Genomic DNA, 13585 nt, shown 5'->3' with positions numbered 1-13585 from the left:
AATAAATTAGGCGATTTTAATTCCATGTTTAATTGTCCGCGTTACAAACAATTCTAAATCCTCATTAGGAATAGCTTCACGTATTCGCTGCTTGACTATTTCTGCTTGAGTTTGAGATTCAACAATGGCAAAGACTGAAGGTCCAGAACCTGACATCATTGTCCCTAAAACCCCTGGTTGACTGGCGAATAATTCCCGCAGTTGCAATACTTGAGGATAAGCTGGTAAGACAACCTTCTCCAAATCATTATGTAGTTCTTGGACAATTTTTTCGGTATTTTTATTCAAGATAGCTTTTACCATGCCTTCTGAATGAAAAGCACTAGCACGAGCCGCTAAACCTTCTGAATCTTGAATATAATTAATCCCAAATTGTTCTCGATAGGTTTTATATGCCCAAGCTGTGGAAACTTCTAAACTGCGATATTTGGCTAATACGATATGTAAATTATCCAAACTTTGTAAAGGAGCGAGTTTTTCACCTCTACCCGTAGCAATTGCCGTTCCTCCAGCAATACAAAATGGCACATCTGAACCGAGATTTGCGCCTAATTCTTCTAGTTCTGATTGAGTTAATCCCAAGTTCCAAAGTAAATCTATTCCTACTAACACCGCTGCGGCATTGGTAGAACCTCCCGCTAAACCAGCAGCAACAGGAATATGCTTTTTAATGGTAATATCAACACCCCCAAAATTACTAAAAGCATTGGGAAATTCCTTAGCCATTAATTCCGCAGCTTTATAAACTAGGTTAGTTTTATCTGTGGGTACTTGGGGATGATCACAGTAGACGCGGATATTATTTGTACTGGCAGGGTGAATATCAATTTGATCAGATAAATCTATACTTTGGAGAATCATTGCTAATTCATGATAGCCGTCGGGACGACTACCAATAATTTCCAAATACAAATTGATTTTGGCAGGTGTAATTAAACTGTAAGAACGCATAACGGTTATAAAAGCAGGGAACAGGGAATAGGGAATAGGGAACAGTAAAGACAACTATTCAGCATTTCCTATCATATTTACCAGTGATACCCATTGGGCAACACCGAGGTCTTCAGCGCGGACTTGGGGATTTATTTCTAATTGTTCCAGTAATTGCGTCAATTGATCACGGTCAATTACCGATTGTAAATTATTTCTTAACATTTTTCGCTTTGACCCAAATCCCAATTTAACTAGAGTTTCCAGCTTCTTGGGGTCATGGGCTGGAATTTCTATTTGTTTAGGAAGTAACCGCACCACAGCGGAATCTACCTTTGGTGGTGGCACAAATGCCGCAGCGGGAACTGTACAAATTAACTCACAATCTGCTAAATATTGTACCCGCACCGATAACGCCCCAAAAGTTCTCGAACCGGGTTTAGCATATAATCTTTCTGCTACTTCTTTTTGTACCAATAAAACGATAGAATCAAAAGGTTCTGGATTGGGATGAGAAATAGTCCCCAGTAACTTTTCAATAATTGGCCCAGTAATATTATAGGGAATATTAGCAACAACTTTATTTTGCTTTTGGAAATTAGGAAATGCTGTTAATTGGGATAGTAAATCAAGAGTCAGAAAATCGCCTTGCAGAAGTAAGAAATTTTCTTTTTCACCCAATTGTTTAGCTAGTAATTTGCACAAATCCCGGTCAATTTCCACTGCTAGTAAAGATTTCACTAGCGGTAATAAACGCCGAGTTAGAATTCCTGTACCGGGGCCAATTTCTAAAACTTTATCAGTTTCCTGGCAATTAGCCGCTTGGACAATTGAGTTGAGAGCTTTATCACTTTTTAACCAATGTTGAGCAAACTGTTTACGGGGTTGAATCATTTTGTTGAAAAATATGGCTTTCAAAAAGTATCATACTTGTTAGGCGTTTTATGTGTTTTATTTTGTTGACATAAACTTCTTGCCGATAACCTAACTTGTCAAAAATTCATTCTAGTCACAGGACAGATAAAAACATGAATAAATTCTTTCCAACTCTCACTTTAACAACAGGTACAGCTTTAACTCTCATATTAATGGGAATAGCTCCCTCTCAATTTGCCAGTATAATTCCCATGATTAGCGAACCAGTTTTAGCACAAACAACTACTGAGTTGAACGCTTTTAGAAGCAGTGCTTTATCTAAGCATAACAGTTATCGAGCTACTCACAGTAGTCCTAACATGACTATTAGTAGTTCTGCTAACAACACTGCTCAAGGCTGGGCGCAATACTTAGCAACCAATGGATTGTTTCAACACAGCGGAGCCACTCAGCGTAATAATGCTGGAGAAAACTTACATGTCTCCTATACTACAGCACCCTCAATAAACTATACCACCCTGGCCAACACAGCAGTTCAGTCATGGTACAATGAAGTCAGCGCCTATAACTATAATAGTCCAGGATTTTCTTCGGCTACTGGGCATTTTACCCAGGTTGTGTGGAAAAGTAGTACCCAATTGGGTTGTGGTACGGCAAAAGGTACTAAAACTCTGAATGGTACTAAATATAATGCTTTCTATGTTGTCTGTCATTATTTACCTGCTGGTAACGTCCAAGGGCAGTTTCCCGCTAATGTGTTGAAACCGTAGTCAAAAAGTTAGGAGGGGTACAGGGGAGAAATTTCCGTCTTTCTTGTTCCTTCCTCCTACTGAACTTCTGACTTCTCTTTTTCTATCATTCCCAATTTACCATCTTTCACCAATTTAAATTTTGTCCCTCGCCATTTAATAGTATTACCAAAAAAGCCACAACACCAAATTATAAATCTCACTATATCAGCAACAGGAATTAACCAAAAATACTTTTTAGTAACTGCATCATTAAGAACTTTTACCCCTATTACCCAAGCCATAATTAATCGCATGAGTAAAGTTATGGATACAACCAACAAAGAGAGAATAGAAGCACCACTAGTTATTAATAATAGTAAACTAGAAACTGTGCCAAAAGTAAATATTAATCCCGCGTAACCCCCAGGACGAGAAACACGAATACAACGCGCCCAACGAATTTGGCGATTGATAGAATCTAATAAATTACTATGTCCTAATCCGTGTTCTACTATATAGTTAGATAAAACTACTTTATCCCCGGCTTGAGTTGGTAAATAACCAAGTTGATAGTCGTCTGCTAAATAATCAGCTACAGCAGCAAAACCGCCAATTTTTGCTAATGTGGTTTTGCGAATGACAATGGTTGAACCCAAAGCAAATTTTATCCCCTCTAATTGATTACTAACTAAAATACCGGGTTGAAAATCTGTGGCTGTACAAATAGCTTCTAAAATAGTAGCTATTCCTTGGGCTGTGGAACGATATAAACAGGTAATAACACCAACTTTTTCATCTTTTAGCGGTTCAATAACTGTTTGCAAATAGTCTGAACCGACGAGAATATCACTATCAGCAATTACTAAAATATCATGTTTGGCAGCGGTGACAGCACTAGCTAAGTTACTAATTTTCAAATTTGCACCGATAATATGATCTTTCACCACGAGACTAATATCTATTTCTGGGAATTGTTGAATTAGTTTCTCAACTACTTCTATACTAGGGTCTGTAGAACTGCGGACACTAAAAATAATTTGATATTGGGGATAATTTTGTTGACAAAATGAAGCTAAGTTGGTGTAAGTCCCCTTATCAACACCACACAGCGGTTTCAGGATAGTGACAGGGGGATGAAATTTCGGGTTTATGGGAGGGGAGTCACGCAAAAAAGCTATCGCTGTATAAACCCCATAGGTGTAAAATAAAACGGCTGATAAACAAAAAATTAACATCAGGAATAGGGAATCAGGGAGTAAAACAACTGACAACTGACAACTGAAAACTGACAACTGACAATTGACATAATGAATCTAATTTACTTTCTTTTGCGTTCTTCGTGGACAATGGTAGCAATAGCCATTACCACAGGTTTCTTGAGTGGTGGTAGTAGCGCGGGATTAATCGCCCTCATTAGTAGTGCTGCGAGTAAAAGCGATGCTGCACCTCTGACAACTATAGCCTGGGGTTTCGTCGGTTTAGTTACCGTGGCCTTAATTACCGGCGTGATTTCCCAAATCATGTTAATTCGCTTATCTCAAAATGCGGTTTTGCAATTAAGAATGCGGTTAAGTCGGCAAATATTAGCCTCGGAATTAAGTCATTTAGAACAATTAGGAAATCCCCGCTTATTAGCAACTTTAACAGAAGATGTCCAAGCTGTAGCTAATGCTGTCTATGTCATTCCCTTTTTATGTATTGATATGTCCATGGCTTTGGGGTGTTTACTATATATAACTTGGCTATCTTGGTTAGTATTTATCATGGTTGTGGTTTTAATGCTAGTCGCTATTGGTAGTTGTAAATGGTTATTAGATAGAGGAGAAAAATTATTAGCTTTAGCCCGTGAAGATCAAGATGCCTTATTTAATAACTTTAGCACTATTACAGCCGGAATCAAAGAACTCAAAATCCACTATCAACGCCGACAATTTTTCCTCAGCAATCGTCTAGAAGCCACAGCCAGCAGATTTAGAAATCATAATGTCCAAGGTTTAACTTTGTTTGCCACAACTACCAGTTGGGGTAAATTAATATTTTTCTTTGCCATTGGTTTTGTCCTCTTTATTTTACCGCATTTATTCGCCATTGATCCCGAAATTTTATCAGGTTATATTCTCACATTTACTTATTTAATGTTGCCGATGGATAATATTTCTAATAATTTACCATTAATTAGTAAAGCCAGTGTTGCTTTACAAAAAATCGAATCTTTAGGTTTATCTTTAGCCAGTCGTGCAGAAGTTGCCACTGCACCACCTCATGCTCTCACAAATTGGCACAGTTTACAACTTCAAAATATTACTCACACTTATTACACAGATAAAGAAGATAGTAGTTTTATTCTTGGTCCAATTAATCTTACCCTTTATCCCCAAGAATTAGTTTTTATTGTTGGTGGCAATGGTAGCGGTAAATCATCTTTAGCCAAATTAATTACAGGGTTATACATTCCTGAAAATGGCGAAATTATCTTAGATGAAAATTTGATTACAGAAAATAACCGTGAATGGTATCGGCAACATTTCTCTGTAGTTTTTTCTGATTTTTATTTATTTGAAGAACTACTAGGATTAGAAAATAATAACTTAGATATTCAAGCCCAAAAATATTTAGATAAATTGCAACTTGATCATAAAGTCAAAATCAAAAATGGGCAACTTTCCACTACGTCCCTTTCCCAAGGACAACGAAAACGCCTCGCATTACTAACAGCATATTTAGAAAATCGGCAAATTTATCTATTTGATGAATGGGCTGCTGATCAAGATCCCTTATTCAAAGATATATTCTATACTCAATTATTGCCAGAATTAAAAGCACAGGGAAAAACAATTTTAGTAATTAGTCATGATGATCATTATTTTCATTTAGCCGATAGAATTATTAAATTAAACTATGGTAAAATTGAATTTGATAAACTTCCACAAACTTAGAAAATCAGGACTTATCCAAAATATCTCTCAAACCCTCTTTTCTCTGCGTCCTCTGCGCCTCTGCGGTTCGTTTTCCCTAATAAATAATAATTGTGAGGAATTAATCATGACAGAAGCTAAAAACGTACTGGGTACAAAATTAGAAATTTGCTGCACTTCTCCCATGACTGGATTTTACCGTGACGGGTTTTGTACCACAGGTGGACAAGATATGGGAATGCACGTCGTTTGCGCTCAAGTTACAGAGGAATTTTTGCAATATACTAAATCCCAAGGTAATGATTTGAGTACACCTGCACCTTATTTTAGTTTTCCCGGCTTAAAACCCGGTGATTGCTGGTGTTTATGCGCTGCAAGGTGGCAAGAAGCCCTAGAAGATGGTGTAGCACCGACCGTGGTTTTAGAAGCTACTCATGCTAGGGCGTTAGAAGTTTGTAATTTAGCAGATTTGCAAAAACATCGGGTAATTCGTAATGAGGAAAATGGGTAATAATTATTAGCAAATATAGCAATAGTATATGAATTTTGAAAAAATCTGGGTAGCCAGTAGCCAGGGAATAAATTCCCTGTCTCAAAGCTGAAGTCGGTTAAAACCGACTGTTTTTAGAGTGCGTTTTAACGCACTTTAGCTATTAGCCCGGAAATTGATTTCCGGGTGGGTGTGGAAGCTGACAGATAAACCCAATAAACCGCCTGGGAATGAATTCCCAGTCTCATAGCTAAAGTCATCTAAAGATGACTAAAGAATAGAAAATTTTAAAATTGGGTAGGGGTTTAGCATTGCTAAACCCTTACAGCTATGATCTCAAACTAATAACCTTATTTACCACCGTTGACGATTTCACAGCTTTCTAACAGTTCCTTTAATTCATTCTTACTATTACTGGCAGATTTAAAACCCACCACACTAGAAATTACACCAATACCAATGTTAAGATGGCTTTGTTCAATTCTGCCAGTGTAAAATAAAGCAACACTACCAAAAGTAAAAACTGCTGATACTGTACCGATGGCAATTTTAACTTTATATCCTAACTGAATTTGCCAAATGTACGCATTGAAAGCTTGCTTTTGTTGTTCTGGGGTGAGTTTTGGGTTTTGAGGTTTAGTTTTATTAAACAGGTTCAACATAACTCTTATCTCCTTTAATTAACTTGGTAATTTGTTTAACTATTGATATCTTATAGAGGGTTTTAAAAATGGAAAAGATGAAAAAAGGGTTGTCTTCTGGAAAATATTGCCCTAAATTTTAGGGAATGTAGGGAAATAAAAATACCCCAAATTCCCTAGACAACAATAATCAATATTTGCTATAATCTAAAAAAGTTAATCTACTACCAATACATATTTATGAATAAAGTGGGAAAAGTAAAAGCTAGTGATTCAGGTAAAGCTAAACTCAAAGCAGCATATCAAAAAGCAGATTTTACTATAAAAACTCTAGCAACAGAAGCAAATACCAATGAAGATATAATTAAATATTTAATAGGACAAAAGACTCAAAAAGTAACAGCAGTTGATAGATACGTTATAGAAAATGTGCTGAATGCTATAAATCAAGGACTTGAAAACAACAGTATAGTTGAAAAAATAACACCATCAGATATAGTTGATGATTGGTTTCCACGACTAATACCAACAGAATTTCAAACCGTAATTGATGATAAAACAAACCTATTTTGCGGTCGAAAATTTGTATTTAATGCTATCAGCGAATTTATCAAAGATCACAAAAGTGGATATTTTACCATCCTTGGTGATGCGGGAATGGGTAAAAGTGCCATTGCTGCTAAATATATAGTAGATTATCCTGGGACAATTTGCTTTTTCAATATTCGCGCTGAAGGTAGAAACCGTCCCGATATATTTCTGAAATTAATTCGTCAACAATTAACCCAAAGATTTGATATTGCTAATGTAGAAAATGATGATTTATCAACTTTATTAACTAAAGCTAGTCAAAAATTATCTGATTCTGAAAATTTAGTAATTGTTATTGATGCTTTGGATGAAGTTGATCAAGAAGACAACGGAAATCTATTAAATTTACCGATGTATTTACCGGAAAAGGTTTACATCATCCTAACCAGAAGACCTTATAATAATTCAGAAGATAAAAGATTAACTATTTCTCCCGATATTAAATATCAAGAATTAGATTTAAGGCAATATCAGGATAAAAGTAATGATGATGTAAAAGCCTATATTTTAGAATTTCTCGGGTTAGAAAAATATAAGGCAGGTTTAGAAACCTGGATTAAGCAACAAAATGATTTAAGTAAACCAAAATTTGTAGATAGTATCGCTGCTAAAAGTGAAAATAATTTCATGTATTTACGCTATGTTTTAGAAGCTATTGCAGAGGGATTTTATCAGGATGAAAAACTAGAACAATTACCCGCAGGTTTACAAGGATATTATGAGAGTCATTGGCGGATTATGGGAATGACTAATAAACCTTTACCCAAGGATAAAATTAAAATTATTTATGTAATGTGTGCTTTAAAAAGTTCTGTATCCCGTGAGATGATTGTCAAATATTCCCAGGAAGATAATCTCACAGTGCAGGAAGTTATCAAAGATTGGACACAGTTTTTACAGGAACAAAAAACCTATCAACCGCCTCGTTATCGTTTTTATCATGAGAGTTTTCGAGACTTTTTACAACGTCAGGATATTGTGGAAGCTGCGGGGATGAGTTTACCACAAATCAGCGCGGAAGTTGCTAAGAATATTGGTAAGGGATTAATACTATGAGTAACTTTCGCACTTGGTTTGATGAACAGTTAGAGGAAGCAAAAGAACATTGTTTAGGTGAATATCCCCGATTATTATTAGCGGGTAAAGAATATACAGAACTGTTTAAATTATTATCTAACTACTACTTTATCGAAGCGAAAATCAATCATCCCTTATTTGGAATACAAGCACTAATTGAAGATTATGATTTACTCCAAGATGAAACCCTATTAACAGAATTTCCAGAAGATGAAAAAATATCATCCTTAAAAAAAATTCAAGGTGCTTTGCGACTCTCAGCACATATTATCAATGCAGATAGTCAACAATTACCAGCACAACTAACAGGGAGATTACTACATTTTCACACACCAGAAATTAACAACTTCCTGCAACAAATACCCACAGATCAAGGTTTACGTTGTTTAACCCCTAGTCTCACTCCTCCCGGTAGTCCCTTGATTCGTACTCTCACAGGTCATAGTGACTTGGTAAATGCGATTGCAGTCACACCCGATGGAAAAACCCTGATTTCTGGTTCTGATGACAACACAATCAAAATCTGGGATTTGCTCACAGGTACAGAAAAACTCACCTTTAAAGGTCATAGCAACTCGGTAAGAGCAATCGCACTCACACCTGATGGTAAAACGGTGATTTCTGGTTCTTATGACAAGACTATCCAAATCTGGGATATAGCTACAGGAAAAAAAAAGTTCACTTTTATCGGTCATAGTGACTCGGTAAGCGCAGTGGCCATTACCCCGGATGGAAAAACCCTGATTTCTGGTTCTGATGACAACACCATCAAAATCTGGGATATAGCTACAGAAAAAAAAAAGTTCACTTTTATCGGTCATAGTGACTCGGTAAGCGCAGTGGCCATCACTCCTGATGGAAAAACCCTGATTTCTGGTTCTGATGACAACACCATCAAAATCTGGGATATAGCTACAGAAAAAAAAAAGTTCACTCTTGGTCATAGTTCTTATGTAAGTGCAGTGACCATCACCCCTGACGGAAAAACTTTGATTTCTGCTTCTGGTGATAAAACAATCAGAATCTGGGATGTAGCTACAGGAAAAAAAAAGCGCATCTTTCAAGATCATAGTTACTCAGTGACTGCAATGACCATCACCCCGGATGGAAAAACCCTGATTTCAACTTCTAATGACTCGACAATAAAAATCTGGGATGTAGCTACAGGAAAAAAAAAGTTCACCTTTCAAAGTCATAGTTACTCGGTGAGAGCAGTGGCCATCACTCCTGATGGAAAAACCCTGATTTCTGGTTCTGATGACAACACCATCAAAATCTGGGATGTAGCTACAGGAAAAAAAAAGTTCACTTTTATCGGTCATAGTGACTCGGTAAGCGCAGTGGCCATCACCCCGGATGGAAAAACCCTGATTTCTGGTTCTGTTGACAACACCATCAAAATCTGGGATGTAGCTACAGGAAAAAAAAAGCGCATCTTTCAAGATCATAGTAACTTGGTAAGCGCAGTGGCCATTACCCCGGATGGAAAAACCCTGATTTCTGGTTCTGTTGACAACACCATCAAAATATCGGATGTAGCTACACGGAAAGAACAGTTCACCCTAAATGGTCATGGTGACTGGGTGAGCGCAGTGGCCATCACTCCCGATGGAGAAACCCTGATTTCTGGTTCTGTTGACAACACCATCAAAATCTGGGATGTAACTACACGGGAAGAAAAGTTCACCTTTCAAGGTCATAGTTACTCGGTGAGCGCAGTGGCCATCACTCCCGATGGAAAAACCCTGATTTCTGGTTCTGTTGACAACACCATCAAAATATCGGATGTAACTACACGGGAAGAAAAGTTCACCCTAAATGGTCATGGTGATTGGGTGAGTGCAGTGGCCATCACTCCCGATGGAAGAACTCTGATTTCTGGTTCTGATGACAACACTATCAAAATCTGGGATTTACCAACCAGGCAGGAAATAGCAACCTTCACAGGAGAAAGTCCTATAAATTGCTGTGCAGTTGCTGCTAATGGGGTCACAATCGTAGCAGGAGAAAGATCAGGAAGGTTACATTTTCTGCGTTTGCAAGGAAGCTGAAAATGAATACCTTATCTTTCTCTTCCCCAGAATTACAATCAATCATCCTCAGCAAAACAGAAAATTTTGTTGGTCGTGATTTTGTCTTTTCTGCTATTAATAATTTTCTCCACCGTTACCCCAAGGGTTATTTCACCATTGTGGGTGTTCCCGGTAGCGGTAAAAGTGCCATTCTTGCCCAATTTGCGCGCCAAAATCCCCATACTATTTATTATAATGCCCAAATTGCGGGTAAAAATCGAGTTGAGGCATTTTTTCCAGAGGTTTGTACACAGTTGAATTTATTGTTAGAGAAATTATCTAGCACCCCTCCCCAACCCTCCCCGCAAACCATGACAGAGACAGGATTTATCAATGCAAATGAGGGAAGTTGGTTATTTTCTACTTTATTGCAACAAGTCAGCGAGAATTTACCAGATCAGAAAATAATTATTGTCATTGATGGTTTGGATGGAATTGATATAAATAGTCAAGCTGTAGGCACGAATTTATTTTATCTACCGCGATATTTACCGGATCAAATTTATTTTATTTTCGCTCGTCGTCCCTATCAAAAATCCCATTCTGGCTTGTTAATTGAAGCACCTTCACAGATTTTAGATTTAGCAGATTATCCGGTGGAAAATCGGGAGGATATTAAAGCATATATTCGGAAGAAACGAACCGCAGAGACGCAGAGTTCGCAGAGAAATATAATTGAATTAATTAATGAAAATGAAGATAATTTTATGTATGTGCAGCAGGTTTTAAAAGCTATGGCTGATGGTTTTTATTCTGTCAATAATTTTGACCAAATTCCCCCATATTTAGAAACCTATTATCAACAACATTGGCAAAAGATGCAAGGTCATGGTTTATCTGATGTTGCTGTAGATATATTACGGGTTTTAACTGCTGAAGAAACTCAACCAATGTCAACGGTAGTTATTAGTAAAATTATCAAGGCTGATGTTTTTGATGTGGCGGAAATTATGGAAACTTGGTTAGAATTTCTGCAAGAAATACACACAAATAAGGAAACTAAATATCAATTATATCATCACAGTTTCCGGTTATATCTTCATGATTACAGCACTTTGCCTAACGCTTAAATACAAGAATTAAAGTAATAATTTGCAAAATCAAGATGAAACCTATCTTGTAAAGGGGGGAAACAATAAAAATCCAGTTCCCTCCCCTTTACAAGGGGAGGGTTAGGGTGGGGTAAAAAATATTTGATACATCAACTATAACTTTTCAAACACCCTCTTAATAATTATTAGCAAATCTTGAAATAATTTGCTAATTAAAATCCATCATCCCCCCAAATTCTTCCATCATTCTTTCCAGTAGTTCTTCCATCATATCTTCCTGTACAGAACGGAGACTTTCTGGTCCTGCGAGAAATTCTTTAATAGTGATCTTTTTATCTTTAAAGTCTTGAACAAAATCACGAATTTCCGCAACTATCTTAGTTTGAGATTGGATAGTTTCCAGCATTAATTCAATACAATCAATCCCTTGTTTAGCTGCTTTTTTGTAATCCGCAACCATTGATCCTTCCGGGGTATTTTTTGCTAACCGGAGTTCCTGTTTCAACTTCTCATATTGATTTTTGAGAATTTGATTGTGTTGTTCTATATTTCTACATCTGCGACTTAAATCATCTTCGCTATTATTATCAATTGTTTCTCCGACTTCATATTTACGTTCAATTTCCAAAAGTCGCGCTAAATCTCCATCTTGGTAAGCTTTATTAATTTCCTTCATTATTTCCGTGTGAGTCATTTGGGTTTCATTATCTTTAACCTTATCAGGGTGAAAGATTTCCGCTAACCGCAAAAATGTCTGTCGGATTTTTCTAGATTCATCTGTTCTCGCTACTGTGGGAGATTCTGAATCTTGTTCTGCTTCCCAAAATTGACGACGACGTTGATGATTTTCTTGAGAATCATTATCTTCAAATAGTTCATCTAATTCTTCATCATCATCATCTTCTTCTTCAATAGGTTTATAACTAATAATTCCTCCCATTTGTAAACTTCTGTACAATGATTGGATATTTTTCTGGGTTTGTTTACCCATTTTTTTCGTAGTTAAAATTTCGGCAAACAAAGCATGAATTTCTGCATCTAATTCGGCCATTGTTTTCATATTCGGACTAACTCGATGAAATACCTCTGTCGCTAACGAACGCATTTTTTCGACAAAGTTATTTAATTCTGTCCGCTTTTTTTTAATTTGCTTTAATAGAGATTGGTGTTCTTTCTCTAAACCCGCTAACTGGAGATGTAAGTCAGAAAGAGCTAGGGGAGTTACTGTAGTTGAGGATGCTGTTTTTGTTTTGCGTGCCATAGCAGATGCAATTAAGCTCAGGGTTGATAAACGAACACAATTAATATTATATTTTAAATATTCATATTTATAGAAGATTTTAAATTAAATTAACTGGTTATAATTACTTAATTTAAAACCTTTCACAGTCAATAATTCGCGCACTTGTTGACTCAACAAACCCGCTAATTCTACCTCACCACCGTTATTTATCTCAGTATTCACTAAATCAGGATGAGAATAAATTTCTACTAATTCCGCTTCTATTTGCGGTATCAAACCGAGTAAATATTCTTCGCTCATGTCACCAGTTTGTAACAATCCATAAACCCTGTCAGCAAATTTAATTTGACTCGCTTTTAATAAACCTTCTCCATAACGGCGTAATTGTCCAAAAACAATAGACCAAATTATTTTAGTGAATAAATTACGGTTATCAATTTTGAGGTTTTTGCTTAATTCTTCTGAAGGTAGACGAATAAATTTAATCTGAAATTCCGCGGCAAATTCTGTTAAAATATTCAAAATAACAGGATGTACATGAAGGTGTAAATGTCCATCAACATGAGCAAGATTTAAACCAGAATCCCGAAATTTTTCTAATTGAGCAGATATTTCTAATCGCAATTCTGCACGGGTAGCTTGATTAAATTGATAACTTAATCCTGCTTGGGTGGGATTATTAGAGAAATTACCTTGAGAGTCTACTAAATTGGGAATTTGTGCAGGTGGTAAAACCGATTTACCGCACACTAAAACCAGGTGCAAACCCACTGCTAAATGAGGGTGATTTTTTGCCAGTGCGATCGCCTCTTGTGCAGCATCACCACTTACCATTAAACTAGTGCTAGTTAAAATGCCTTCCTCATGGGCTTGAATAATCGCTGCATTCACACCCTGGGAAAACCCGAAATCATCAGCATTAATAATTAAATAAGACATGGATAAAAAGTGATGATGATTAAAAATG

At 36.6% G+C, this 13585-nt stretch carries 12 protein-coding genes; 6 read left to right on the top strand and 6 right to left on the bottom strand.

Going from position 1 to position 13585, the window contains the following annotated elements:
• Positions 1 to 6: 6 nt before the first annotated feature.
• Both ispE and rsmA read right to left on the bottom strand, forming a co-directional pair.
• A complete protein-coding gene (gene ispE / locus PN450_RS04925; protein WP_271835598.1) occupies positions 7 to 951 on the bottom strand; it encodes a 4-(cytidine 5'-diphospho)-2-C-methyl-D-erythritol kinase in 945 nt (314 codons plus the stop codon).
• Positions 952 to 1005: 54 nt separating this feature from the next.
• Entirely contained in the window at positions 1006 to 1824 is an 819-nt protein-coding gene (gene rsmA / locus PN450_RS04920; protein ID WP_168697213.1) for a 16S rRNA (adenine(1518)-N(6)/adenine(1519)-N(6))-dimethyltransferase RsmA, read from the bottom strand.
• Positions 1825 to 1958: 134 nt separating this feature from the next.
• Here rsmA and PN450_RS04915 point away from each other — a divergent pair, with 134 nt between their 5' ends.
• Complete coding sequence (locus PN450_RS04915; protein WP_271835597.1) at positions 1959 to 2576, top strand: CAP family protein; 618 nt, start codon at positions 1959 to 1961, stop codon at positions 2574 to 2576.
• A 56-nt stretch (positions 2577 to 2632) separates the two neighbouring features.
• Here PN450_RS04915 and hpnI read toward each other — a convergent pair whose 3' ends face one another.
• Complete coding sequence (gene hpnI, locus PN450_RS04910) at positions 2633 to 3829, bottom strand: bacteriohopanetetrol glucosamine biosynthesis glycosyltransferase HpnI (RefSeq protein ID WP_334311481.1); 1197 nt, start codon at positions 3827 to 3829, stop codon at positions 2633 to 2635.
• Positions 3830 to 3844: 15 nt separating this feature from the next.
• On the opposite strand from hpnI, the gene PN450_RS04905 reads away from it, so the two are divergent.
• Positions 3845 to 5473 carry a cyclic peptide export ABC transporter gene (locus PN450_RS04905; RefSeq protein ID WP_271835596.1) on the top strand — a complete coding sequence of 543 codons (1629 nt, stop codon included), beginning with the start codon at positions 3845 to 3847 and terminating at the stop codon, positions 5471 to 5473.
• A 106-nt stretch (positions 5474 to 5579) separates the two neighbouring features.
• Complete coding sequence (locus PN450_RS04900; RefSeq protein ID WP_148765007.1) at positions 5580 to 5963, top strand: DUF2237 family protein; 384 nt, start codon at positions 5580 to 5582, stop codon at positions 5961 to 5963.
• Between the two features lie 329 nt (positions 5964 to 6292).
• Here the strand turns inward: PN450_RS04900 and PN450_RS04895 are convergent, their stop codons facing one another.
• Complete coding sequence (locus PN450_RS04895; protein WP_271835595.1) at positions 6293 to 6604, bottom strand: hypothetical protein; 312 nt, start codon at positions 6602 to 6604, stop codon at positions 6293 to 6295.
• A gap of 219 nt (positions 6605 to 6823) precedes the next feature.
• Between PN450_RS04895 and PN450_RS04890 the strand changes: the two genes are divergently transcribed.
• From PN450_RS04890 to PN450_RS04880, 3 genes are read left to right on the top strand one after another with little or no spacing between them, the layout of a single operon-like run.
• On the top strand, positions 6824 to 8230 hold the full coding sequence (locus PN450_RS04890) for a P-loop domain-containing protein (protein WP_271835594.1): 1407 nt from the start codon (positions 6824 to 6826) through the stop codon (positions 8228 to 8230).
• Positions 8227 to 10302, top strand: coding sequence for an outer membrane protein assembly factor BamB family protein (locus PN450_RS04885; RefSeq protein ID WP_271835593.1), 2076 nt, complete (start codon positions 8227 to 8229; stop codon positions 10300 to 10302). The genes PN450_RS04890 and PN450_RS04885 overlap by 4 nt, the downstream gene beginning before the upstream one ends.
• A gap of 2 nt (positions 10303 to 10304) precedes the next feature.
• Positions 10305 to 11393, top strand: coding sequence for an ATP-binding protein (locus PN450_RS04880; RefSeq protein WP_271835592.1), 1089 nt, complete (start codon positions 10305 to 10307; stop codon positions 11391 to 11393).
• A gap of 190 nt (positions 11394 to 11583) precedes the next feature.
• Here PN450_RS04880 and PN450_RS04875 read toward each other — a convergent pair whose 3' ends face one another.
• Positions 11584 to 12636 (bottom strand): J domain-containing protein, encoded by a 1053-nt coding sequence (locus PN450_RS04875; RefSeq protein WP_271835590.1) that lies wholly within the window; start codon positions 12634 to 12636, stop codon positions 11584 to 11586.
• Positions 12637 to 12720: 84 nt separating this feature from the next.
• The gene (gene hpnK, locus PN450_RS04870; RefSeq protein WP_271835589.1) at positions 12721 to 13557 is read right to left on the bottom strand and encodes a hopanoid biosynthesis-associated protein HpnK; all 837 of its coding nucleotides are present in this window, start codon (positions 13555 to 13557) and stop codon (positions 12721 to 12723) included.
• Between the last annotated feature and the right edge of the window lie 28 nt (positions 13558 to 13585).

The organism is Dolichospermum lemmermannii CS-548 (assembly GCF_028330815.1).
In the GTDB taxonomy this organism is placed as follows: domain Bacteria; phylum Cyanobacteriota; class Cyanobacteriia; order Cyanobacteriales; family Nostocaceae; genus Dolichospermum; species Dolichospermum lemmermannii.
The sequence above is the reverse complement of the archived record's forward strand: the minus strand, read 5'-3'. Positions and strand labels throughout refer to the sequence as shown.